This is a genomic window from Xanthomonas sp. fls2-241-TYG-148 (assembly GCF_030208815.1).
Taxonomy (GTDB): Bacteria; Pseudomonadota; Gammaproteobacteria; order Xanthomonadales; family Xanthomonadaceae; genus Xanthomonas; species Xanthomonas campestris.
In genome coordinates this window covers 1-23,641 of record NZ_JARVTE010000026.1, presented here as the reverse complement: position 1 = coordinate 23,641, position 23,641 = coordinate 1, and the positions used below count along the sequence as shown (strand labels likewise).

Genomic DNA, 23,641 nt, shown 5'->3' with positions numbered 1-23,641 from the left:
GGAGCACCACCATGCATTGGGTCGATCCCGATTTCCTGCCCGAAACCCGCGGCACCCTGGCGCGCTTTCTGCTCAACCCCAAGGCCGACATCGACGGCCTGCTGCTGACCGACGGCACCGAAGTGCACACACCGCCGCATCTGTCCGCCGCCCTGCTGAAGGCGCTTGCGCCGGGCAGCGCCTTGACCATCCGCGGGCTCAAGCCACGCGGTGTGGACATGCTGGTCGCGCTGGCGATCGACCCCGATGGCGGCGCGCGCATCCTCGACGAGGGCCCGCACGGCCCACATGCCAAGCCCAAGCCGAAACCGCCGGCAGCCAAACCCGCCAAACCGCAGCACGCCCAGCACAGCGGCACCATCACCCACCTGCTGCATGGCCCACACGGGCAGGTGCACGGCGTGTTGCTGGACGACGCGGTCACCGTGCGGTTTCCGCCGCATGCCGCGGGCGCGTTTGCCAAGCAACTGGTCCTCGGCAAGCCGCTCAGTGCCGAAGGCGAGCTCACCACCACCCCGCAGGGCGTGCTGATGCACGCGCATGCCCTGGGCGCCAAGCCGGCGACGCTGACCGAGATCGCACACCCACCGCATCCACCACATGGCCCGGGCGGAAAAAAGAAGCCCAAGCCCAAGCCCAAGCACTGAGGAGACGGCGATGCGGCGGCTGCGTGCAAGGCGTTCCGGTCCCTGGGGTGTGCGCACCGCCGCCGGGCTGTGCGCAGCGGTCGTGCGCGTGCTGCACGTGGCGTGCGCATGAGCCGCGGCCGGCGTGGCACCCGCGCGCTGGAGGTGCTGCACTTCAGCGTGGCCGATGTGCAGGACGGGTTGGGGCCATTCTTGAGCGTGTTCCTGCAATCCAGGGGCTGGTCGGTGGGGGCGATCGGCACTGTCATGAGCGCCGGCGGAATCGCCGGCATGCTGGCGACCACCCCGGCCGGTGCATTGGTCGATGCCACCCGTCGAAAACGCGCGGTGGTGGTGATTGGCGCGCTGGCGATCCTGCTGGCCACCGCGCTGATCTGGCTGCGGCCGAGTTTTCCCGGGGTAGTGGTGGCGCAGATTGCCTCGGCCCTGGCAGCCGCCGGCATCGGCCCGGCGCTGACCGGCATCACGCTCGGACTGGTCCGGGCACAGGGCTTCGATCATCAGTTGGCGCGCAACCAGGTCGCCAACCACGGCGGCAACCTGCTGGCCGCTGCACTCGCCGGCTGGCTGGGCTGGCGCTACGGCTTCGGCGCGGTGTTTGTGCTGACGGCCGCCTTCGGCGTGCTGGCGATCGCCTCGGTGTTGCTGATTCCTGCAGCGTCCATCGACCACCGCGCTGCGCGCGGTTTGCAGGGAGCGCGAACCGGTGAGGCGGTGAGTGGCTGGCGGGTGCTGCTGACCTGCCGCCCGCTGGCGCTGTTGGCGATTACCCTGGGGCTGTTCCATCTGGGCAACGCGGCCATGCTGCCGCTGTACGGCATGGCGATCGTCGCCGCCCATGCGGGCGACCCCAGCGCGTTGACCGCTACCACCATCGTGGTGGCACAGGCCACGATGATGCTGGTGGCCTTGTTGGCGATGCGCTGGATCCGCGTGCATGGCCATTGGTGGGTGCTGCTGGTGGCCTTTCTGGCGTTGCCGCTGCGCGCGTTGGTGGCCGCTTCGCTGATCGAAGGCTGGGGCGTGTTTCCAGTGCAGATGCTCGATGGCCTGGGCGCTGGCTTGCAGAGCGTGGTGGTCCCCGCATTGGTCGCGCGGCTGCTGCATGGCACCGGCCGGGTCAACGTGGGCCAGGGCGCGGTGATGACCGTGCAAGGGATCGGTGCTGCTTTGAGCCCGGCATTGGGCGGCTGGCTCAGCGCCGCCTTCGGCTACCGCACCGCGTTTCTGGTGCTGGGCGCCATCGCGCTGCTCGCGGTTGCGCTCTGGGCGAGCTGCCACACGGTGCTCAAACAGGCATTGGCTGCCGGCGCGGCGAGGTGATGCGCTTGGCTACTGCCCGCCTGTGAAGTTCCATTGTCGCCACGCCTCGAACACCATCACCGCCACGGTGTTGGACAGATTGAGGCTGCGATTGTCCGGGCGCATCGGCAGGCGAAGCCGGTGCTGCGGCGGGATGGACTCCAGCACCTCTGCCGGCAGGCCGCGTGTTTCGGGGCCAAACAGAAAGGCATCGCCATCGGCAAACTGCGGTGTGTCATAGCGCACGGTGCTGCGGGTACTCAGCGCAAACACGCGCTTGGGTGCGAGCGTGGCCAGCGCAGTGGGCAGGTCCGGATGCACCTGCAGACGCGCGTATTCGTGATAGTCCAGGCCGGCGCGCTTGAGCTGCTTGTCGCTGAGGTCAAAGCCCAGGGGCTCGATCAGGTGCAGGCGCGCGCCGGTATTGGCGCACAAGCGGATCACATTGCCCGTGTTGGGCGGAATTTCGGGTTGGAACAGGATGACATCGAGGACGGGGGCTGACATGCGCGCAGTGTAGCTGCGCCGCGCATGGGCCGGCCGGTAATGACCGGCCGGCAGTTACTGGCCCAGGGTGGCGCTGACCAGTGCTTCCAGCTCGACCGGGGTGGGCTGCAGCTGCGGCACCGGCAGGTTGACGATGACCTGGCCGACCAGCGCACCCAGTGCAGCAGCGGCGTGGCCGGTGGCAGCCTGCGCGGTGGCGGCAGCGGTATGCACCAGCAGGTCGGCGCGCTGTTCGGCGGTCGGACGCACCTGCACGGCGGCCAGGGTCACGATGCGCGGGCCCGCCTGTTCGGCGGCCAGGGCAGCCAGTTGCTCGGTCGAAGGGCGCACCTGCACGGCGGTCAAGGTGCGGATGCCGCTGCTGCGCTCCAGCGTCTGCTGGGCGATCTGGTCGGCGGCCGGGCGCACCTGCACGGTGTCCAGCGTGGTGAGGGAAGCGGCATGCGCGTTGGCAAAGGAGGCGCCGGCAATCAGGGCGGCGGCGAGGGCGATGCGCAGGGTCTTGGTGGTCATGGCGAGGTCTCTTGGTGTAGGTGATCAGTGGTGTGGTAGTAAGGTAGTACACCGTTTCGGTAGCTGCAAGAACTTTCGGTGTTATTTTTATTCTGTTCAGCGTGTAGTCATATTTACTGGCAGCGCACGGGGCGTCGGGACGGCTGCCATAACCAGAGCAATCGCCGTGCCATCTTTAAGTTGTTGTTTTTGAAGGCGGCGGTGCTGCATGGGGCTGTCCGCATCCGGACACGCGGACACCACATCGGCCGGGCGGACGCGCCGGGCCAAGGCCTGGGCGGGAGCGCAGCGCACACCGGGGGCTGCCGGTTGCCTCTCGGTAGCACGCCTTATTGCCAATTCAGGCAGCTACGGCACAATCCGGCTTTGCCCTCAGGTGTCTGTCTTATGCGCGTGATCCTGCTGTCTGTTCTGGTTGCCGCCACCACTGCGGCCTGCACCTGGGTTCCCATCGAACAGAGCGGCAAAGGCGTGCAGGTCCTGCCCGCAGGCCCTGTGCCAGCTGGCTGTCAGCAGCAGGGCGAAGTGGTGGTGACGGTCAAGAGCAAGGTCGGTTTCTACAATCGCAACCCGTTGCGGGTGCAGGAAGAACTGGAAACCCTTGCGCGTAACGAGGCGCCTGGCGCCAATGCCAACACCGTGCAGGCACAAGGCCAGCCGCTCGATGGCAGCCAGCGTTTCAACGCGTTCCGGTGCCCGCCGCGCTGAACCGTTGGGCTGGGGCGAGCGCGGGGCAAATGTAAAGATGCGGTAAAAGCGGCCAGCAGATAGAATGGCGCCCCCTCGCCTGACGCCATGGCGCTACTTCGATGCTCTTCCAGAATGTCTCCATCGCGGGACTGGCGCATATTGATGCGCCGCACACGCTGACTTCCAAGGAAATCAACGAGCGCCTGCAACCGACCTACGACCGTCTTGGGATCAAGACCGACGTATTGGGCGATGTTGCCGGTATCCATGCACGGCGCTTGTGGGACCAGGATGTCCAGGCATCGGACGCCGCCACCCAGGCTGCCCGCAAGGCCCTGATCGATGCCAACATCGGCATCGAGAAGATCGGCTTGCTGGTCAACACCTCGGTGAGCCGTGATTACCTGGAGCCGTCCACGGCCTCCATCGTGTCCGGCAACCTGGGTGTCAGCGACCACTGCATGACCTTCGACGTGGCCAACGCCTGTCTTGCCTTCATCAATGGCATGGACATCGCTGCGCGCATGCTCGAACGCGGCGAGATCGACTACGCCCTGGTCGTGGATGGCGAAACCGCCAACCTGGTGTACGAAAAAACCCTCGAGCGCATGACCTCGCCGGACGTCACCGAAGAAGAGTTCCGCAACGAACTCGCTGCGTTGACGCTGGGCTGCGGTGCGGCCGCCATGGTGATGGCACGTTCGGAGCTGGTCCCCGACGCGCCGCGCTACAAGGGCGGCGTGACGCGCTCGGCCACCGAGTGGAACAAGCTCTGCCGGGGCAACCTGGACCGCATGGTCACCGACACCCGCCTGCTGCTGATCGAAGGCATCAAGCTGGCGCAGAAAACCTTCGTGGCCGCCAAGCAGGTGCTGGGCTGGGCCGTGGAAGAACTGGACCAGTTCGTCATCCACCAGGTCAGCCGCCCGCACACGGCGGCGTTCGTGAAGTCCTTCGGCATCGACCCGGCCAAGGTCATGACCATCTTTGGTGAGCACGGCAACATCGGCCCGGCCTCGGTGCCGATCGTGTTGAGCAAGCTCAAGGAACTGGGCCGGTTGAAGAAGGGCGATCGCATCGCGCTGCTCGGCATCGGTTCTGGCCTGAATTGCTCGATGGCCGAAGTGGTTTGGTGATCGATCGGGCGCACGCCCATCGCTGTTGATCGTACGACCGACGCCTGCGCCATCGCGACGCAGGCGTTTTTCTTTTTGCTGGTGACCCGATGACTGCATCCGTTTCGCGCCTGCCGGGCTATTCGTTCACGCCACACCGTCTGCAGGTCCGCCCGGGCGTGTCGATGTCGTATCTGGACGAAGGTCCGCGCGATGGCGAGGTGGTGGTCATGCTGCACGGCAATCCGTCGTGGAGCTATCTGTGGCGGCATCTGGTGAGCGGTCTGTCTGATCGCTATCGCTGTATCGTGCCCGACCACATCGGCATGGGCCTGTCCGACAAGCCCGACGATGCGCCCGATGCGCAGCCGCGTTACGACTACACGTTGCAATCGCGCGTGGACGATCTGGACCACCTGCTGCAGCACCTGGGCATCACCGGGCCGATCACGCTGGCGGTGCACGATTGGGGCGGCATGATCGGTTTTGGCTGGGCGCTTTCGCACCACGCGCAGGTCAAGCGCCTGGTGATCACCAACACCGCCGCATTCCCGCTACCGCCGGAAAAGCCGATGCCATGGCAGATCGCGATGGGCCGGCATTGGCGGTTGGGCGAGTGGTTCATCCGCACCTTCAATGCGTTCTCCTCCGGCGCCTCGTGGTTGGGCGTGTCGCGGCGGATGCCGGCCGCTGTGCGCCGTGCCTATGTCGCCCCGTACGACAGCTGGAAGAACCGCATTTCCACGATCCGCTTCATGCAGGACATCCCGCTGTCGCCGGCCGATCAGGCCTGGTCGCTGCTGGAGCGCTCGGCGCAAGCGTTGCCGTCGTTTGCCGACCGCCCGGCCTTCATCGCCTGGGGCCTGCGCGACATCTGTTTCGACAAGCACTTTCTGGCCGGTTTCCGCCGCGCGCTGCCGCACGCCGAGGTGATGGCGTTCGACGATGCCAACCACTACGTGCTCGAAGACAAGCACGAGGTGCTGGTGCCGGCAATCCGCGCGTTTCTGGAGCGCAATCCGCTGTAGGGCGAGTGCCGCATCCATGCATGCGCGCGCCGAAGAACCGCGCGCGATGTGCGCGAAGTGGATGCACCGGGTAATGCGTGCATCGCGCAGGTCCGGATTGGATCGCACTGCAGCTGCGCCGTATGCGCTGCTGCGGCCAGGCCTTACAGCGTGGGCAGCGGATTGCGTTGCGCGTCGTCCACGCCAACCCAGTCGGCTTCAGTGAGCGCGTGCAGGCCATGTGCCAGCCGCGACTTGTCGCATTGCGTGCTGCGCTCGCCGAACTCCAGCGATGCCGGCACCGCGGCACACGATGACGGGCGGCGGTCGTGGATGCTGCAACGGCTGTAGCGGCCGATGTCTGCGTCCAGCGCAATGCAGCGTGGCTGCGCTTGCGAGGTGCCACGCATCACCCGTTCGTGCGTGCGCAGTGCATCCGTCAACGCAATCGGCACCCTGCCGCCCAGCGCGGGATCGGCTTCGCTCCAGTGGAAACTGACGCGGAAGTAGGCGCAGCAGGCGCCGCAGGTAAGGCAGGGGTGTGCCATGGATGCCGGGCCTTGCGCGGCGAAACAGCGTGGAGAGCGCGGCATTCTGACCGAATCACGGCGCGATACAAGGGGCGCGCGTACAGGCCGGTTAGCAGTTCATGCGAGTGGCGGTTGCTGGTGGCCGGCGAATCACCGGGCTTGCCAGCAAACACGCGGTGGCGCGCCACGTTTGCTGGCGATAGCGCGCGCTGTTCCAGTCGATATTTCCAGCGTGTTGACGCATCTGCAGCTGTGCATGCAGGCACGCTGCGAGTGGCCTCTCTACAGCAATGCGAGCCAGCCAATGCACGCGACCGAACGTTGCACGCGCAAGCGACCGGTGCCATAGGCACGCATGGGTGATAATGGGTACATGACAACTCTCTGCAATATCGCCGCCTCGCTGCCGCGACTGGCGCGCGAGCGCCCCGATCAGATCGCCATCCGCTGCCCGGGCGGACGCGGTGCCAATGGAATGGCCGCCTACGATGTCACCCTGAGCTATGCCGAGCTGGATGCGCGCAGCGATGCGATTGCTGCCGGTCTGGCCTTGCACGGCATCGGTCGCGGCGTGCGTGCGGTGGTGATGGTGCGGCCGTCGCCGGAGTTCTTCTTGCTGATGTTCGCTTTGTTCAAAGCCGGTGCGGTGCCGGTGCTGGTGGATCCGGGCATCGACAAGCGCGCACTCAAGCAATGTCTGGACGAAGCGCAGCCGCAGGCTTTCATCGGCATTCCGCTCGCACAGCTGGCACGGCGCTTGTTGCGCTGGGCACGGTCGGCCAGGCAGATCGTCACCGTGGGCGGCCGCTATGGCTGGGGTGGGGTGACGCTGGCACGCGTGGAGCGCGATGGCGCCGGTGCCGGCAGCCAGCTGGCCGATACCGCGGCCGATGACGTGGCGGCGATCCTGTTCACCAGCGGCTCGACCGGCGTGCCCAAGGGCGTGGTGTATCGGCACCGGCATTTTGTCGGGCAGATCGAGCTGCTGCGCAATGCGTTCGACATGCAGCCGGGCGGTGTGGACCTGCCGACCTTTCCACCGTTCGCGTTGTTCGATCCCGCGTTGGGCCTGACCTCGGTGATCCCGGACATGGACCCAACCCGTCCGGCCACCGCCGATCCGCGCAAGCTGCACGATGCGATGACGCGCTTTGGTGTGACGCAGCTGTTCGGCTCGCCGGCATTGATGCGCGTGTTGGCTGATTACGGCCAGCCATTGCCGAACGTACGCCTGGCCACCTCGGCCGGCGCACCGGTGCCGCCGGATGTGGTGGCCAAGATCCGCGCGTTGCTGCCGGCCGATGCGCAGTTCTGGACGCCGTATGGCGCCACCGAATGCCTGCCGGTGGCAGCGATCGAAGGCCGCACCCTGGATGCCACGCGCACGGCCACCGAGGCCGGCGCCGGCACCTGTGTCGGCCAGGTGGTTGCACCCAACGAGGTGCGCATCATTGCCATCGACGACGCGGCGATTCCCGAGTGGAGCGGTGTGCGTGTGCTGGCAGCGGGCGAGGTGGGCGAGATCACCGTGGCGGGCCCCACCACCACCGACACCTACTTCAACCGCGATGCGGCCACGCGCAGCGCCAAGATCCGCGAGCGCTGCAGCGACGGCAGCGAGCGCGTTGTGCACCGCATGGGCGACGTCGGCTATTTCGATGCCGAGGGGCGCTTGTGGTTCTGCGGCCGCAAGACCCACCGCGTGGAAACCGCCACCGGCCCGCTCTACACCGAGCAGGTGGAGCCGATCTTCAACGTGCATCCGCAGGTACGACGCACCGCGTTGGTGGGTGTCGGCGCGCCCGGACAGCAGCAACCGGTGCTGTGCGTGGAGTTGCAGCCCGGCGTTGCGGCATCGGCCTTTGCCGAGGTGGAAACTGCGTTGCGTGCGCTGGGCGCTGCGCACCCGCACACCGCAGGAATTGCGCGTTTTCTGCGCCATTCCGGCTTTCCGGTGGATATCCGCCACAACGCCAAGATCGGCCGCGAAAAGCTTGCGATCTGGGCGACGCAACAACCGCGCTGAGCCCCACCATGTGCGCACGGTATCGTCTGGATGACCTGCGCATCGATGTGGCACGGCAGCGCGTTGAGCGCGACGGTGTGGCACTTGAGGTTGGTGGACTCAATTTCAGGTTGCTGCACTATGTGCTGCAGCAAGGTCAGCGCGTGGTCGGCTTCGACGAGCTGATCCAGAACGTGTGGGCACCGGCACTGGTCAACGAAGAAACCGTCACCCAGCGCGTGCGTCTGCTGCGGCAGGCGTTGGGCGACGACTCGCGACGGCCGCGTTATCTGCGCTCGGTACGCGGGCAAGGCTATCAGCTGTGCGTGCCGGTGCAGCAGGAACAGATGCCCGCAGCGCGTGTGATGCGGCAGCGTGGCGGCTGGATCGCGGCGGGCGCCGTGGCTTTGGTTTGCATCGGCACAGGCGCGATCTGGTGGCTGCACGCGCGCGCGCCGCCAGCAGCGCGGGCGGTCCTGGTGCAGCGTGGCGATTACTACGCCGGGATCGGCCAGCGTGACGACAACGATCGCGCGATCGACTTGTATCGCCAACGCTTGCAGGAAGCGCCGGACGACCCACAGGCGCAACTTGGCCTCAGCCGCGCCTACAGTGCACGCGTGTGCCAATACGACGGGGACGCCGACTTTACCGTGCAGGCCTTGCGGTTGGCCGATACCGTGACAGCCGCGCAACCACGCCTTGCAGCAGCACATGCCGCGCGTGGGTATGCGCTCGATTGTCAGGGCCGCAACGGGGCTGCCTTGGCGTCCTATGAACAGGCCTTGCAGCTGGATCCGGGTGCCGATGCGGTGCGTGGCTCGGCCGCCTATCTGTACGAGCGGAAGGGAGATCTGGTGCAGGCGCTGTCGGCCAATCTGGAGGTGCGCGACCCCCGGCGCGTGCGATTTCTGCCGATCCAGATCGCCAGTAATCTGAGCCTGCTGGGGTATGCGGGCGCAGCCGAGGCGCGCTATCGGCAGAACTTCCGGCTGTATCCGGATGACCCGTTCTCCAATCTGGCGTGGCCCACATTCTTGTTCGCGCATGGTCGTGCGGCAGAGGCGCAGACTGCGTTGGACGAGGCGCTAGGCCGCGGCACCGACTATGCGGGGCTCGCCGTGCTGCAGGCCGAACTTGCATGGTCACAAGGCAACACGGCACTCGCACGCAAAGCGGCATTGCAGGCAGTGCGGCTCCGCCCCCAGGGCAGCTTCGCGCAGACGGTCGTGTGGGCGCTGCACGCCCAGCCGCTTCCCACAGCTGCGGCGCTGCGCACGCGTGCGCAGGAGCTGCTGATCAGCGTGGAGCGCGGCGGCGACCCCTTCGATGCCCTCGATGCGACCGTGCTGCTGCTATGTGCGGATGCGCCCGAGGCAGCACTGCGCGCACTGCAGCGCGCAGAGACTGCCGGCTATCGCAATGCTGGCTATCTCCGTCATTCGCCGTTGTTGCAGTCACTGCGCGGCATGCCGGAATTTGCCGCGCTGCTGGCACGGATCGATGCCGACCTTGCGGACCAGCGGGCTCAGGTGCGTCGTCGTAAGCTGTTACCCCCAGATGCGATTTCTGAGGCTGCTGCGGCCATGTAGCAGGCCGGCACAGAAGAGCGGCATCGGCAACGGTTGTGCGCAGGCCGTGTGCGACACACCAACCAGCAGCCCTCCGACCGGTCGTGTCAGTCCCGCGTCGGCAACGCCTTGAGCACATAGTCGGTCAACAATCGCTGCGATTGCTGATGCATCTGCCGGGTGTTGTAAGCGCTGCGCGTGAGGACCACCACCAACCTCTGCTCGGGAACGACAAACACGTAGTTGCCGCCATTGCCAGACATCGCCCAGGTGTCGCGTTGCACGCCATGCACCGGAAACCGGAAGTGCCAGAGGAGATAGCCGTAATCGGCATCGTCGCGCGCCTGTGTGTGCACGCTGGTCATCGCTCGGATCCAGTCTGCGGCAATCACCTTGCGGTCTTGCCAACGTCCTTGCGTAACCAGCAACTGCCCGAGTTTGGCCAGGTCGCGGCTGCGATACCGCGTGCCGCCGCCGCCCATGCCGACGCCTTCTGACGACACAGTCCACTGCGCCTGCTCAATGCCTAGTGGCGTTTCTAGGACCTTGGCCGAAAATGCCTGCAGGCTCTGGCCTGTGGCTTGTTCCAGCACGGCGCCGAGCAGGAATGAGCCTGCCGTACAGTATGAAAATGCACGGCCGTGCGGGCTTTGCTCGGGCCGTTGCATCCACGGCGCATACCCGCGAATCGGCAGATCTAATGCAAATTGCGTCCAGTCTGCGCTGACGTACATGCGTTCTTCGTTGCCGGCGGAAAAGGCATTGTCGTCGTTACATTCCAATTGGGAGCTCATCGTCAGCAGATCTTCGACGGTGATCGCGCGCTTGCGCGGATCGGGATGTTGCCAGTGGCGGTCGCCGAAGTAGTCGTAGACCTTGGCTTGCGCGTTTGGGATCACGTTGCGCTCGATCGCCGCACCCACCAGCAACCCGGTGACGCTCTTGGTCAACGAGCGGGTGTCGTGCAAGGTCTGGCGATCGGCATCGCCCAGGTAGTGTTCGTAGACCAGCACACCATCGCGTACGACCAAGACGCTGGTGGTGGCCGGCGCCAGGTCGGCGCTCAGTGCTTGCTCCATCTGTGCGAGCACAGCGAGGTCCCAGCCACTGGCGGCAGGGCTGCCGACCGGCCAGCCGTCATCCAGGGCCGGCGGCCTGGCGATGTGCGCAGGTGCAGGTGCTGGGGTGGCAGCTGATGCTGTGGCGATGCCTGGCGTCGCACTGGGCGCGGCGTGCAGCGGGGAGAGAACGAGCACGGCAGACAACAGCAGGGACAGGCGGGTCATGGCGACTCCAGCGATCGAAGGTGCAGCCATCACGCCAGGCTTGCGAATGAACCACCTGATGCCGGGATGAAGATTTATGAAGGTCTTTGCAATCAATGATTTGCCGGTGCAAGACGTCAGGCGGCGTGCACGCCGCGTCGCTCTGACGGTCCGGTCCGGCTATTGTGTGCGCCCTGCAGGAGCGATGGGTGTGGCGCAATGAAGATACTGGTAACGGGTGGTGGCGGCTTTCTCGGGCAGGCGCTGTGCCGTGGATTGGTGGCGCGTGGACACGAGGTGGTGAGCTTTCAGCGTGGTGACTATCCGGTGCTGCACACCTTGGGTGTGGGCCAGATCCGTGGCGATCTGGCTGACCCGCAGGCGGTGCGGCATGCACTTGCCGGCATCGATGCGGTGTTCCATAACGCGGCCAAGGCAGGGGCATGGGGCAGCTACGACAGCTATCACCAGGCCAACGTGGTGGGCACGCAGAACGTGCTCGATGCGTGCCGTGCCAATGGCGTGCCGCGCTTGATCTACACCTCCACGCCCAGCGTGACCCATCGCGCCACCAATCCGGTGGAAGGCTTGGGCGCGGACGAAGTGCCGTACGGCGAAGACCTGCGTGCGCCGTATGCGGCGACCAAGGCAATTGCCGAACGCGCGGTGCTGGCAGCCAACGATGCACAGCTGACCACCGTTGCGTTGCGCCCGCGCTTGATCTGGGGGCCGGGCGACAACCACCTGCTGCCGCGTCTGGCGGCACGTGCGCGTGCCGGGCGGCTGCGGATGGTGGGCGATGGCAGCAACCTGGTGGACAGCACCTACATCGACAATGCGGCGCAGGCGCACTTCGATGCGTTCGCGCATCTGGCACCGGACGCTGCGTGCGCGGGCAAGGCGTACTTCATCTCCAACGGCGAACCGTTGCCGATGCGCGAACTGCTCAACCGCCTGCTGGCGGCGGTGGACGCACCGGCGGTGACGCGCTCGCTATCGTTCAAGACGGCGTACCGCATCGGTGCGGTGTGCGAAACATTGTGGCCACTGTTGCGTCTGCCAGGCGAAGTGCCGCTGACGCGGTTTCTGGTCGAGCAGCTGTGCACGCCGCATTGGTACAGCATGGAACCGGCGCGGCGTGACTTCGGCTATGTGCCGCAGATCAGCATCGAAGAGGGCCTGCAACGGCTGCGATCCTCATCTTCCCGCGACATCTCCATCACTCGATAAAGACTGGCACATCCACAAGATACGCCTGCGCCGATTCGGCACGACAACTTCTGGACACATTGCCATGCTGCATTACGCCATCATCTTTTTCGTCATCGCCATCATTGCCGCCGTGCTGGGCTTCAGCGGTATCGCCGGTGCGGCGACGAACATCGCCTGGATCCTGTTCGTGGTGTTCCTGATCCTGGCCGTGATCTCGATGTTCCGTCGCGGCAAGGTCTAGTCCGCGGCACGTCACGGCAGCGGCGCTGCCGGTTGACGATCACACGGCCCGCTTCCGCAAGGAGGCGGGCCGTGCGCTTTTGCGGCACGCAGAATTCGCTAATTACAGCGCTTTTTCCAGGTATTGCACGCGTTTTCCGCTTTCAAGTATGGCCTCGCCGATCGGCTGAAAGCCCAACTGCCGGTGCAGTGCCAACGAGGTTGGATTGGCAGGCAACAGATTGACTTCGCAGACCAGGCGCGCATGGCCTGCGGTGCGCGCGTCACGGATGAGTTCGTTATACAGCTGCGTTGCCAAGCCGCGTCGACGTGCGTGTGCGGCAACCACGATGCGGTCCACATAGACAAAGCGCGCGAAGCGTTCGGTCATCCAGGCGAAGTTCGCATTGGCGTAGATGGCGTGCTGATCCAGCGCGATGAGTAAGGCGTCGGCCGGATCCGCCACCCGTGCGTGCCAGGCCTGCTGCAACAGGCTGGCGAGCGCATCAGGCGTGAGCCACGACAAGGCGCTGGCATCGGCGTTGTTGAGTGCCAACAGTGCTGCGTGATCGTGCGGATGCACTGCACGCACCTGCGCCGCGGTCACGCGTGCGTGACCACGCTGCTGTGCAGGCGCCCATCGTCGGCATGCCACTCCAGTGCCAGCTCGATCAAGCGCGTAACCAGACTGCGATAGTCCAGCCCGCTTGCCTCCCACAACTTGGGATACATGCTGATGCGGGTGAAGCCGGGCAGGGTGTTGACCTCGTTGATGACGATGCGCCCATCCGCGCACAGGAACACATCCACGCGCGCCATGCCGGCGCAGTCCAGCGCCTGATAGGCCTGTAGTGCGCACTGCTGGATACGGTGCTGGGTGTGGGCATCGATATCGGCGGGAATCACCGTCGCTGCGCCATCGTCGCGGATGTACTTGGTCTCGTACGAATAAAACGCGTCGTGCACCACCACCTCGCCGCACACGCTGGCCTGCGGCGTGGCATTGCCCAGCACCGCGCATTCGATCTCGCGCCCGGCGATTGCCGCTTCCACCAGCACCTTGTGGTCGTAGCGCAGCGCGAGCTCCAATGCCGCGCTGAACTCCTCAGCGCTGCGGACCTGGCTGACGCCAACCGACGAGCCTTGGTTAGCCGGCTTGACGAACAGCGGCAGCCCGAATTGGGCAATCAGCGTCTGCACGTCGGCCTGCGCAGCGGTGTGGCGCGTGAAGCATGCGAACGGCGCCACCTCCAGGCCGGCATCGCGCAGCACCCGCTTGGTCATGTCCTTGTCCATCGCCACGGCCGACCCCAGCACGCCGGAACCCACGAACGGCAGGTTGGCCATGCGCAGCAGCCCCTGCAGCGAGCCGTCTTCGCCCAGCGTGCCGTGCACGATCGGGAACACCACATCGATCTGCGCCAACGCCTGTTCGGCATCCACCGCGCGCAGCTGCGCACTGGCGGCACCGGGCAGCACGGCCAGCCCACGGCCGCTGTGGCGCAGCGCAATGCGGCTGGGGTCGTCGGCATCGAGCAGAAAACTCTCCGGTGCGCTGAGGTGCCACTGGCCCTGTTTGTCGATGCCGATCAGCACCGGCTCGAACCGCTGCGGGTCCAGCGCCTGCAGGATATTGCGCGCCGATTGCAGCGAGACCTCGTGCTCGGCCGACTTGCCGCCAAAGATGAGTCCGACCCGAATCTTGCGCATACCTGCTCCTGTCATTGCTCCACGGAAGGAGCACAGGATGCCGCTGGCGCGGTGCCGAACGGAAGCGCTGGGTGCCTGCCCGAGCCGTGCCACACGCGCCGGCCCGCCGACGCAATGGCCCGGCCCGCGCCCGTCAAGCGGTTGCGACATGCAGGGACGGTAGAATGCGCCCATGCCCGGATCACTCTTCAACTCACTCAAGCCGCTCGCCGGCCAGGCCCTGCAGGCCGCGCTCAACCGCGCGCTGGCGCTGGACCCGGATACCCGCGACGCCCTGCTGCCGCTGGAAGGCCAGCGCATCGCACTGACCCTGGAGGCGCCGGCGCTGGCGCTGCAGATCCGCGTGCACGAGCGGCGGCTGCTGGTGGGCCCGGTGGATGCCAGCCAGGAGCCGGATCTGGCGGTGCGCAGCAGCCTGGCCGGCTTGCTCGGGCAGCTGCCGTTTCTGGCCAATGCCCGCCGCAGCGGTGCGCCGGCCGGCCGGCTCAAGGTCTCCGGCGATGCCGAGCTGGCGCGCCAGCTGCAACAACTGGCCGGGCGTTTCGATCCGGACTGGCAGTTGCCGTTCGTGGCGGTGTTCGGCGAGATCCTGGGCGTGCAGATCGCCAGCGCCGTGCGCAGCGCCTTGCAGCAGGCCCGCCGCAGCGCCACCGACCTGGCGCAGAGCGCAGCCGAATTCGTCACCGAAGAATCGCGCGACGTGGTGCCGCGCGCCGAACTGGAGGCCTTCCACGACGACGTGGATGAGCTGCGCGACGCTGTCGAACGCCTGGCTGCGCGCATCAATCGCCTGTCTGCGGCCAGAGGCACGCCATGAAGGCGATCCTGCGGGCAAGCCGCATCGGCCGGGTGATCCTGCGCTATCGGCTGGACGCATTGCTGGAAGGCACCCCGGCCGAGCGCTGGTTGCGCCTGGCCAAGCCGTTCGTGCCGCGCGCCAGTGCCGAAATCGCCGCGCAATCGCGCGGTGCGCGGCTGCGGCTGGCGCTGCAGGAACTGGGCCCGATCTTCGTCAAGTTCGGGCAGATTTTGTCCACCCGCCGCGACCTGATTCCGCCGGACGTGGCCGAAGAACTCACCTTGCTGCAGGACCGGGTCAAGCCGTTCGACGGCGAGGCCGCGCGCCTGATCGTGGAGCGCGCGCTGGGCCTGCCGGTGAGCGTGGCGTTTGCCGCTTTCGACACCACGCCGCTGGCCTCGGCCTCGATCGCGCAGGTGCACGCGGCCACCTTGCCGCCCGATGCCAATGGCCTGCGCCGCGAAGTGGTGGTCAAGGTGCTGCGCCCGGACATCGAGCGCCAGATCGACGCCGACATCGCGCTGCTGCATTCGCTGGCCACGCTGGTCGAACGCACCCATCCACGCGCCGACAAGATCCGCCCGCGCGAAGTGGTGGCCGAGATCGAAGGCACGTTGTCGGCCGAACTGGATCTGCAGCGCGAAGGCGCCAACGCCAGCGTGTTGCGGCGGTTCTGGGAAGGCTCGGACGATCTGTACGTGCCGGAGGTGATCTGGTCGCACACCGCCGAGCGCGCGCTCACGCTGGAGCGCGTGTACGGCATCCCATCCGATGACGTGGCCAAGCTCGACGCCGCCGGCATCGACCGCAAGGCGCTGGCCGCCAAGGGCGTGCGCGTGTTCTACACGCAGGTCTTCCGCGACAACTTCTTTCATGCCGATGCGCACGCCGGCAACATCTGGGTCGATTCGGACCCGGAGCGGCGCCTCAATCCGCGCTTCATTGCGCTGGATTTCGGCATCATGGGCCAGCTCTCGCAGGAAGATCAGTACTACCTGGCCGAGAACTTCATGGCGATCTTCCACAAGGATTACCGCCGCATGGCCGAGCTGCACGTGGAGGCGGGCTGGATGCCGTCCAACGTGCGTATCGACGAACTGGAAGCGGCTGCGCGTTCGGTGTGCGAGCCGTACTTCACCCGGCCGTTGTCGGAGATCTCGCTGGCCGAGGTATTGATCAAGTTGTTCCGCGTGGCGCAGCGCTATGAATTGACGCTGCAGCCGCAGCTGATCCTGCTGCAGAAGACGCTGCTCAACATCGAAGGCGTCGGCCGCCAGCTCGATCCCAAACTCGACATCTGGGCCGTGGCGCGGCCGGTACTCGAACGCATCCTGCGCGAGCGTTACAGCCCGCGCCGCGTGCTGGGCGAGTTGCGCAAGCGTCTGCCGGAGATCATGACCCACGCGCCGGACATGCCGCGCCTGGTACATAGCTGGTTGAAGCAGCAGGTGGAAGGCCGGCACCAGCTGGATATCCGCTCGATCGAGTTGCGCGCGCTGGACCTGAGCCTGCGCAAGCTGCAGACCCGCGTGGTCACCGCCATCACCGGCAGCGGGCTGCTGGTGGTCGCCGCCGTGTTGTATGGCCTGCATCCGAACGGCTGGTATCTGGGCACGGTGCCGGTGTGGAGCTGGATCAGCGGCGGCGCCGGCTCGGTCGCCTTGCTGATCGCCTGGCTGCGCCGCTGACACATTGCGATAGGTGGCCCGCTGCATTCGGCTGCATTTCGGCAGTGCCTGCAGCGGGCCCCAGCGCGGCCCTCGAGTCGTGGCGCGGCAACGCAGTGGCATGCGGTGTCGGCGATGCGGATAATCCGCCGGTGAGCACATCCCCTGATCCATTGCAGATTCTCTACCAGGACGCCGTCCTGGCCGTTGTCGACAAACCCGCGGGCCTGATGGTCCACGACAGCAAGCTGGCGCGCGGGGAAGACGATTTTCTTGCGGACCGCCTGCGCGTGCAGCTGGGCCGCCCGATCTTTCTGGTGCACCGGCTCGATCGCGCCACCAGCGGCTGCCTGTTGCTGGCCTTCGATCGCGACACCGCCAGCGCGCTGGGCAAGGCCTTGATGGCCGGCGAAGTAGAGAAGGATTATCTGGCCATCTGCCGCGGCTGGCCCGCCGAGGTGCAGCTCATCGTCGACCACGACCTGGATGGCGGCCCGGGCAAACCGATCAAGAAGCCGGCGGTGACCCACTTCCAGCGTCTGGCCACCGGCGAGCTGGAGATCCCGTCCACCGGCTTTGCCACCTCGCGCTATGCCTTGCTGCGTTGCCAGCCGCAGACCGGGCGCTTTCGCCAGATCCGCCGGCATCTCAAGCACCTGTCGCATCACATGATCGGCGACACCAGCCACGGCGATGGCCGCCACAACCGCAGCTTCCGCATGCTCGGCATCCACCGCATGTTGTTGCACGCCGAACGCCTGGGCTTTCCGCATCCGGCCGACGGCAGGCGCATCAGCGTGGTGGCGCCGCTGGATGTGGAGTTTGCAAAAGCGTGTGCGTTGTTCGGGTGGGACGTGGCGGGGTTGCAAGGCACGACACACGTGCAGTGATGGGGCTTGGTCATTGATCTGTCCGTGCCTCAACGTCGAACGGCAACGTCTCTAGGCAGCCGTACCCTCACCCCAACCCCTCTCCCGACGGGAGAGGGGCTTGACTGGTCCTTCTCCCCTCGGGAGAAGGTGCCCCGTAGGGGCGGATGAGGGTGCGAGCGAAGCCTGGTGGAGTTTGGATGCACGTGCTGCTTCGCCGCTTACCGCCTTCACCCCAACTCCCTCTCCCGGCGGAGAGGGGCTTGACTGTTGCTTCTCCCCTCGGGAGAAGGTGCCCCGTAGGGGCGGATGAGGGTGCGAGCGAAGCCTGGTGGAGCTTGGATGCACGTGCTGCTTCGCCGCTTACCGCCTTCACCCCAACTCCCTCTCCCGGCGGAGAGTGGCTTGACTGTTCCTTCTCCCCTCGGGAGAAGGTGCCCCGGGGGCGGATGAGGGCGCGAGCGAAGCCTGGTGGAGTTTGGATGCACGTGCTGCTTCGCCGCTTACCGCCTTCAACCCAACTCTCTCTCCCGGCGGAGAGGGAGTTGGAGCAGGCTTCTCTCACTGGAGGAAAGCTGGGGCACCGCCGGAATCGTCAACGCGATCGACCTGGCATCCGCATTCGCATCCGCATTCGCCGCAGCGATCACGCGGTTACGAATCCCCAATCCCAACTCCCCAATCCCAGCTCTTCAGGGCTTCTGCGCCGCCGCCGGCTCATTGACGATCTTCTCCAGATCCTTCTGCAGATCCGTAAACAGCGGCAGCATCTTCTGCTGGATGGCGCCCATCAGGTTCTGGGTCAGTGCCGGGGTCTTGTCCAGCAGGCTTTGGCCGGCCGAACTCTCGTAGAACTCGGCCATGGCAATCACGTCCTCGCGCGAGAACGAGCGCTTGTACAGGTCCACGTACATCGGGCGCAGCTCCGACCACGACAGCGCCTTGCGCACGGTCTGGCGGGTGCGGTCCTGGATGCGCTGCAGCTGCGCCTGCTGGTCGGCATCGAGCTGGCGCTGCGCGGTGAGCTGGGCGAATTGCTGCTGCTGCATCGCTTCGATCTGCGGCAGCATGGTGTCGAGCATGGTCTGTGCGCGCGAAGCGGCCAGTAGCCGGTTGACGTCGGCATCGCTGGGCGCCTGGGCCCAGGCTACCGGCGCGGCAAGCGCCAGCACCAGCAGCACCAACAGGCGACGGGCATGGCGGCGGGCCGAAATGAAAGCGGTGGGTGTCATCGGAGCATCCTGCAGTCGGGGGACCGGCCGCAGCATACGGGATGACGCCGGCGTTCGCGCGCGCGTCCACGCCCGTCCCGATACAATCCGGCGCATGGCCAGTGAACCCATCCAGATCACCCCCAACTTGGCGATCCCGCCCGGCGAGATCGTCGAGCGCTTCGTGCGCGCGAGCGGCGCCGGCGGGCAGAACGTCAACAAGGTGTCGACGGCGGTGGAGCTGCGCTTCGATGTGGCCGGCTCGCCGTCGCTGCCGGAACCGTTGCGCGCGCGGCTGCTGTCGCGGCGCGATCGCCGCATGACCGCTGACGGCGTGCTGGTGATCGATGCGCAGCGGTTCCGCACCCAGGACCGTAACCGCGAAGATGCGCGCGAGCGGCTGGCCGAGATCATCAATGCATGCCTGTCGGTGCCCAAGCGCCGCGTGGCCACCAAACCGAGCCATGGTGCCAAGCTACGGCGGCTGGATGCCAAGCGTGAGCGTAGCCAGATCAAACGTGGACGCTCTGCGTCCCACTGGGAGTAAGCGTGAGTGACACTGACCCGTCGTTGCCGCCGGTAACGCAGGCCAACATCCTGTTGCAACCCTCACCACCACGCATGCCGCGTGCGCATGGCCGCTTCGGCCGTTGGCTCGGCCGCACCGCGCTGCGGCTGGCCGGCTGGCGGTTGGTCGGTCGTCTGCCCGACGAGCCCAAGCTGGTGATGATCGTCGCCCCGCACTCCTCCAACTGGGATGGTTTTCTCGGCTTTGCGGCCAAGTTCGCGCTCGGCTTCGATGTGCGCGTGCTGGGCAAGGCGCAGCTGTTCTGGTGGCCGCTGGGGCCGCTGCTGCGCAAGCTCGGCGCCATCCCGCTGGACCGCAGCTCGCCGCAGGGCACCATTGGCCAGGCGGTGCGGTTGATCCGCAACTCCGAGCAGATGTGGTACGTGATCACCCCGGAAGGCACGCGCAAGCGCGTCGAAAACTGGAAGGCGGGATTCTGGAAGATCGCCTCTGATGCCAAGGTGCCGATCCTGCCGGTGTATTTCGATTACCCCAGCAAGACCGTGGGCATCGGCGAGCCGTTCTGGACCGGCACCGACATGGCCGCCGATATCGCCGCCGTGCGCACCTGGTACCGCCCGTGGCGCGGCAAGCACCGCGATACGCTCTGAGCCCACCATCCCCTGTTTGCGTGGTGGCGAGCGCCGGCCACGCCTTGCGAGGAACGCCAATGTCATCTGCCCGCGTGTTGTGCCTGTCGTTGCTGCTGTGGGCCACCGGCCCGGTGTGGGCCGCCACGCCCATGCTGGTGATCCACGGCGGCGCCGGTGTGGAGAAATCCAGCCTGTCGCCGGAGGAACAAGCGCAGGCACGCGAGGCGATGCAGCGCGCGCTGCGTGCTGGCCATGCGGTGTTGACGCGCGGCGGTAGCGCGGTGGATGCGGTGGCCGCCACCATCACCGTGCTGGAGGATGCGCCGCAGTTCAACGCCGGGCGCGGTGCGGTGTTCACCCACGATGGCAAGAACGAACTCGATGCCGCGATCATGGATGGTGCCAGCGGCAAGGCTGGCGCGATCGCCGGCGTGCATACGGTCAAGAACCCGATCCTGTTGGCGCGCAGTGTCATGGACCGCTCCAAGCACGTGATGCTGGTCGGCGACGGCGCCGAACAGTTCGCGCGCGAGCAAGGTGTCACCCTGGTCGACCCGAGCTATTTCCGGACCGACAAACGCTGGCAACAGCTGCAGAAAGCGCGCAAGGCCGAAGCCGGCGACCGCCAGGCGCAGGCCGCACTCGACCTGGAAACCGCCAAGCACTTCGGCACCGTCGGCGCATTGGCGCTGGACCGCGACGGCCATCTGGCCGCCGGTACCTCCACCGGCGGCATGACCAACAAGCGCTACGGCCGCGTGGGCGATGCGCCCATCATTGGCGCCGGTACCTATGCCAACACCCAGTGCGCGGTATCCGGCACCGGCTGGGGCGAGTTCTACATCCGCGCGGTGGCCGCCTACGACATCTGCGCGCGCATGAAATATGCCGGGCAATCGTTGCAACAGGCGGCCGAGGCAGTCATCGATCAGCAGATTCCCAAGGCCGGCGGCGACGGTGGCGCGATTGCGCTGGATGCACAGGGCAATGCCGCATTTCCGTTCAATACCGAGGGCATGTACCGCGGCTGGATCGGTGCCGATGGCACTGCGCATGTGGCGATCTTCAAGGACGAGGCGCTGTAACGCTGCCGCGCTTGCCCGGTAGCACGTTGCGAAGGCTGGCGTGCCAGCCCACCACCACATCCGTCGCGCATGACGACGCAGCGGCGGCCCACGATGGCGCCCGGATGGCACGCGTTCTCGCAGCCCTACTGCGTTCATCCATCCAATCCAACGGCACATGCCACACGCGACGAAACCCGCTAGCGTGGCCGGCTGCTGTTACCCACTCAGGAATTACACGCCATGTCGCGTACCGTCGTTCTGGCCGCTGCCATCACCTTGGCACTGGCTGCTTGTTCTGGAAAAGATTCGTCCGGTAAGGAGTCCACCACCGTGCCCGAGAAGACCGCCACCACCCAGACCCCGGATGCCGCGCCGAACCCGCTGCTGACCGCCAGCACGCTGCCGTTCCAGGCGCCGCCGTTCGACAAGATCCAGGACAGCGATTACCTGCCTGCGTTCGAGGAAGGCATGCGCCAGCATCTGGCGGACGTGCGCAAGATTGCCGACAACCCCGAGCCGGCCAACTTCGACAACACCATCGAGGCGATGGAGCGCAGCGGCGAAACGCTCACTCGCGTCTCGCGCATTTTCTTTGGCCTGGTGCAGGCCGATACCAGCGACGCCCGCCAGAAAATCCAGGAAGAGGTGGCGCCCAAGTTGGCCGCGCACCAGGACGAGATCAATCTGGATCCCAAGCTGTTCGCACGCGTCAAGGCGATCTACGACCAACGCGACACGCTCAGCCTGGAGCCGGAACAGAAGCGCCTGGTCGAACGCCATTACGAAGAGCTGGTGCGCGCCGGCGCGCAGCTGTCCGACGCCGACAAAACCACCTTGCGCAAGCTCAACGTGGAGGAGACCACGCTCTCCACGCAGTTCCATACCAAGCTGGTGGCTGCCTCGGCTGCTGCCGCCGTGGTGGTGGACGACAAGGCCAAGCTCGATGGCTTGAGCGAGGGCGACATCGCCGCCGCCGCCGATGCCGCCAAGGCGCGCAAGCTCGATGGCAAGTATCTGCTGACCCTGCAGAACACCACCCAGCAGCCGGTGCTGGCGTCGCTGAAGGATCACGACCTGCGCGCGCAGGTGATGAAGGCCTCGCAAACCCGTGCCGAACAGGGCGACGCCAACGACACCCGCCAGACCATCCAGCGGCTGGCGCAGCTGCGCGCGCAAAAAGCCAAGCTGCTCGGCTTCGACAGCTACGCCGCCTACAGCCTGGGCGACCAGATGGCCAAGACGCCCGACGCCGCGCTCAAGCTGTTGACCGACACCGTGCCGGCGGCGACCGCCAAGGCGCGCCGCGAAGTGGGCGAGATGCAGAAGGTCATCGATGCGCAGCAGGGCGGCTTCAAGCTGGCTGCTGCGGATTGGGACTTCTACGCCGAGCAGGTGCGCAAGGCCAAGTACGACCTGGACGAATCGCAGATCAAGCCGTATTTCGAACTGGATAACGTGCTGCAGAACGGCGTTTTCTACGCAGCCACGCAGCTGTATGGCATCACCTTCAAGCAGCGCACCGACATCCCGACCTATCACGCGGACATGAAGGTGTACGAAGTGTTCGATGCGGACGGCACCTCGATGGCGCTGTTCTACACCGACTACTTCAAGCGCGACAGCAAGTCCGGCGGCGCCTGGATGGACGTGTTCGTGGAGCAGGACGGCCTCACCGGCACCAAGCCGGTGGTCTACAACGTGTGCAACTTCACCAAGCCCGCCGCGGGCCAGCCGGCGCTGCTGAGCTTTGACGATGTCACCACCTTGTTCCATGAGTTCGGTCACGCACTGCATGGCATGTTCTCCAAGGTGAAGTACCCCTCGATCGCCGGCACCAGCACCTCGCGTGACTTTGTCGAGTTCCCCTCGCAGTTCAACGAGCACTGGGCGTCTGACCCGAAGGTCTTCGCCAACTACGCCAAGCACTACCAGACCGGTGCAGCGATGCCCGATGCCCTGGTGGAGAAGATCAAGAAGGCCAAGACCTTCAACAGCGGCTACGCCACCACCGAGTACCTGTCGGCGGCATTGCTCGACCTGGCCTGGCACACCCAGCCGGCCGATGCACCGCTGCAGGACGTGAGCAAGTTCGAGGCCGATGCCTTGAAGCGCTTCAAGGTCGATCTGGCCGAAGTCCCGCCGCGCTACCGCAGCACTTATTTCGACCACATCTGGGGCGGCGGTTATTCAGCCGGCTACTACGCCTATTTCTGGTCGGAAGTGCTCGATGACGATGCGTTCGAGTGGTTCAAGGAAAACGGCGGCCTGACCCGCAAGAATGGCGACACCTTCCGCGCCAAGATCCTTTCGCGCGGCAATACGGTGGACCTGGCGACGCTGTACCGCGATTTCCGCGGCAAGGATCCCAGCGTCAAGGCGCTGTTGGAGAGTCGTGGGTTGACCGAGTGACCTGAGCGGTTGGCTCAGGTTTTAGGTAGAACCAAAAGGGACGGCGATGCCGTCCCTTTTCGTTTGGCCTCTGGAATTTGTATCTCCATTTACATGGAGATGTTTCGCTGGCTGTCGCTGTCGCTGTCGCTGTCGCTGTCGCTGTCGCTGTCGCTGTCGCTGTCG

Annotated in this window: 23 protein-coding genes; 16 read left to right on the top strand and 7 right to left on the bottom strand. The window is 66.0% G+C overall.

Annotated elements, in window-relative coordinates:
- The first annotated feature begins 11 nt into the window (after positions 1–11).
- Both QRM60_RS20320 and QRM60_RS20315 read left to right on the top strand, forming a co-directional pair.
- Entirely contained in the window at positions 12–647 is a 636-nt protein-coding gene (locus QRM60_RS20320) for a hypothetical protein (protein WP_285446917.1), read from the top strand.
- Positions 648–749: 102 nt separating this feature from the next.
- Positions 750–1,970 (top strand): MFS transporter, encoded by a 1,221-nt coding sequence (locus QRM60_RS20315; RefSeq protein ID WP_285446916.1) that lies wholly within the window; start codon positions 750–752, stop codon positions 1,968–1,970.
- Between the two features lie 9 nt (positions 1,971–1,979).
- On the opposite strand, the gene QRM60_RS20310 is transcribed toward QRM60_RS20315, so the two are convergent.
- Complete coding sequence (locus QRM60_RS20310) at positions 1,980–2,456, bottom strand: tRNA (cytidine(34)-2'-O)-methyltransferase (protein ID WP_011035465.1); 477 nt, start codon at positions 2,454–2,456, stop codon at positions 1,980–1,982.
- 54 nt (positions 2,457–2,510) lie between these two features.
- The gene (locus QRM60_RS20305; protein ID WP_070689347.1) at positions 2,511–2,969 is read right to left on the bottom strand and encodes a hypothetical protein; all 459 of its coding nucleotides are present in this window, start codon (positions 2,967–2,969) and stop codon (positions 2,511–2,513) included.
- A gap of 387 nt (positions 2,970–3,356) precedes the next feature.
- Between QRM60_RS20305 and QRM60_RS20300 the strand changes: the two genes are divergently transcribed.
- The 3 genes from QRM60_RS20300 to QRM60_RS20290 all read left to right on the top strand — a co-directional run bounded on the left by QRM60_RS20300 (position 3,357) and on the right by QRM60_RS20290 (position 5,802).
- A complete protein-coding gene (locus tag QRM60_RS20300) occupies positions 3,357–3,677 on the top strand; it encodes a DUF4156 domain-containing protein (RefSeq protein ID WP_014509441.1) in 321 nt (106 codons plus the stop codon).
- 101 nt (positions 3,678–3,778) lie between these two features.
- Positions 3,779–4,795 (top strand): 3-oxoacyl-ACP synthase III, encoded by a 1,017-nt coding sequence (locus tag QRM60_RS20295; protein WP_040940356.1) that lies wholly within the window; start codon positions 3,779–3,781, stop codon positions 4,793–4,795.
- 89 nt (positions 4,796–4,884) lie between these two features.
- Complete coding sequence (locus tag QRM60_RS20290) at positions 4,885–5,802, top strand: alpha/beta fold hydrolase (protein ID WP_285446915.1); 918 nt, start codon at positions 4,885–4,887, stop codon at positions 5,800–5,802.
- A 143-nt stretch (positions 5,803–5,945) separates the two neighbouring features.
- Here the strand turns inward: QRM60_RS20290 and QRM60_RS20285 are convergent, their stop codons facing one another.
- Positions 5,946–6,329, bottom strand: coding sequence for a YkgJ family cysteine cluster protein (locus QRM60_RS20285; protein WP_011035473.1), 384 nt, complete (start codon positions 6,327–6,329; stop codon positions 5,946–5,948).
- Between the two features lie 355 nt (positions 6,330–6,684).
- Between QRM60_RS20285 and oleC the strand changes: the two genes are divergently transcribed.
- Both oleC and QRM60_RS20275 read left to right on the top strand, forming a co-directional pair.
- Positions 6,685–8,337 (top strand): olefin beta-lactone synthetase, encoded by a 1,653-nt coding sequence (oleC, locus tag QRM60_RS20280; RefSeq protein WP_285446914.1) that lies wholly within the window; start codon positions 6,685–6,687, stop codon positions 8,335–8,337.
- Between the two features lie 8 nt (positions 8,338–8,345).
- On the top strand, positions 8,346–9,908 hold the full coding sequence (locus QRM60_RS20275) for a winged helix-turn-helix domain-containing protein (protein ID WP_115557051.1): 1,563 nt from the start codon (positions 8,346–8,348) through the stop codon (positions 9,906–9,908).
- Between the two features lie 86 nt (positions 9,909–9,994).
- Here QRM60_RS20275 and QRM60_RS20270 read toward each other — a convergent pair whose 3' ends face one another.
- Entirely contained in the window at positions 9,995–10,966 is a 972-nt protein-coding gene (locus tag QRM60_RS20270) for a serine hydrolase (protein ID WP_193589227.1), read from the bottom strand.
- A gap of 405 nt (positions 10,967–11,371) precedes the next feature.
- Between QRM60_RS20270 and oleD the strand changes: the two genes are divergently transcribed.
- A complete protein-coding gene (gene oleD, locus QRM60_RS20265) occupies positions 11,372–12,382 on the top strand; it encodes a 2-alkyl-3-oxoalkanoate reductase (protein WP_285446913.1) in 1,011 nt (336 codons plus the stop codon).
- 64 nt (positions 12,383–12,446) lie between these two features.
- Positions 12,447–12,605: a DUF1328 domain-containing protein gene (locus QRM60_RS20260; RefSeq protein WP_003468167.1), complete on the top strand. Its 159-nt coding sequence runs from the start codon at positions 12,447–12,449 to the stop codon at positions 12,603–12,605.
- Positions 12,606–12,707: 102 nt separating this feature from the next.
- Here the strand turns inward: QRM60_RS20260 and QRM60_RS20255 are convergent, their stop codons facing one another.
- Together QRM60_RS20255 and ddlA are read right to left on the bottom strand one after the other, a co-directional pair.
- Complete coding sequence (locus tag QRM60_RS20255; RefSeq protein WP_343237661.1) at positions 12,708–13,190, bottom strand: GNAT family N-acetyltransferase; 483 nt, start codon at positions 13,188–13,190, stop codon at positions 12,708–12,710.
- The gene (gene ddlA, locus QRM60_RS20250) at positions 13,187–14,293 is read right to left on the bottom strand and encodes a D-alanine--D-alanine ligase (RefSeq protein WP_285446911.1); all 1,107 of its coding nucleotides are present in this window, start codon (positions 14,291–14,293) and stop codon (positions 13,187–13,189) included. Before ddlA ends, QRM60_RS20255 begins: the two co-directional genes overlap by 4 nt.
- Positions 14,294–14,465: 172 nt before the next feature.
- Here ddlA and QRM60_RS20245 point away from each other — a divergent pair, with 172 nt between their 5' ends.
- The 3 genes from QRM60_RS20245 to QRM60_RS20235 are packed head-to-tail and all read left to right on the top strand — an operon-like array spanning position 14,466 to position 17,649.
- Entirely contained in the window at positions 14,466–15,110 is a 645-nt protein-coding gene (locus tag QRM60_RS20245; RefSeq protein WP_285446910.1) for an SCP2 sterol-binding domain-containing protein, read from the top strand.
- The gene (gene ubiB / locus QRM60_RS20240; RefSeq protein WP_285446909.1) at positions 15,107–16,780 is read left to right on the top strand and encodes a ubiquinone biosynthesis regulatory protein kinase UbiB; all 1,674 of its coding nucleotides are present in this window, start codon (positions 15,107–15,109) and stop codon (positions 16,778–16,780) included. The genes QRM60_RS20245 and ubiB overlap by 4 nt, the downstream gene beginning before the upstream one ends.
- Before the next feature lie 35 nt (positions 16,781–16,815).
- Entirely contained in the window at positions 16,816–17,649 is an 834-nt protein-coding gene (locus QRM60_RS20235) for a pseudouridine synthase (protein ID WP_285446921.1), read from the top strand.
- Positions 17,650–18,320: 671 nt separating this feature from the next.
- On the opposite strand, the gene QRM60_RS20230 is transcribed toward QRM60_RS20235, so the two are convergent.
- Entirely contained in the window at positions 18,321–18,896 is a 576-nt protein-coding gene (locus QRM60_RS20230; RefSeq protein ID WP_172666286.1) for a DUF2059 domain-containing protein, read from the bottom strand.
- Between the two features lie 58 nt (positions 18,897–18,954).
- On the opposite strand from QRM60_RS20230, the gene arfB reads away from it, so the two are divergent.
- From arfB to dcp, 4 genes are all read left to right on the top strand, one after another.
- Positions 18,955–19,386, top strand: coding sequence for an alternative ribosome rescue aminoacyl-tRNA hydrolase ArfB (arfB, locus tag QRM60_RS20225; RefSeq protein ID WP_011035482.1), 432 nt, complete (start codon positions 18,955–18,957; stop codon positions 19,384–19,386).
- Between the two features lie 2 nt (positions 19,387–19,388).
- Positions 19,389–20,018: a lysophosphatidylcholine acyltransferase gene (locus tag QRM60_RS20220; RefSeq protein ID WP_267314654.1), complete on the top strand. Its 630-nt coding sequence runs from the start codon at positions 19,389–19,391 to the stop codon at positions 20,016–20,018.
- Between the two features lie 59 nt (positions 20,019–20,077).
- The gene (locus QRM60_RS20215) at positions 20,078–21,085 is read left to right on the top strand and encodes an isoaspartyl peptidase/L-asparaginase (RefSeq protein ID WP_285446908.1); all 1,008 of its coding nucleotides are present in this window, start codon (positions 20,078–20,080) and stop codon (positions 21,083–21,085) included.
- 222 nt (positions 21,086–21,307) lie between these two features.
- Positions 21,308–23,476 carry a peptidyl-dipeptidase Dcp gene (dcp, locus tag QRM60_RS20210; protein WP_274341430.1) on the top strand — a complete coding sequence of 723 codons (2,169 nt, stop codon included), beginning with the start codon at positions 21,308–21,310 and terminating at the stop codon, positions 23,474–23,476.
- Positions 23,477–23,641: the final 165 nt, after the last annotated feature.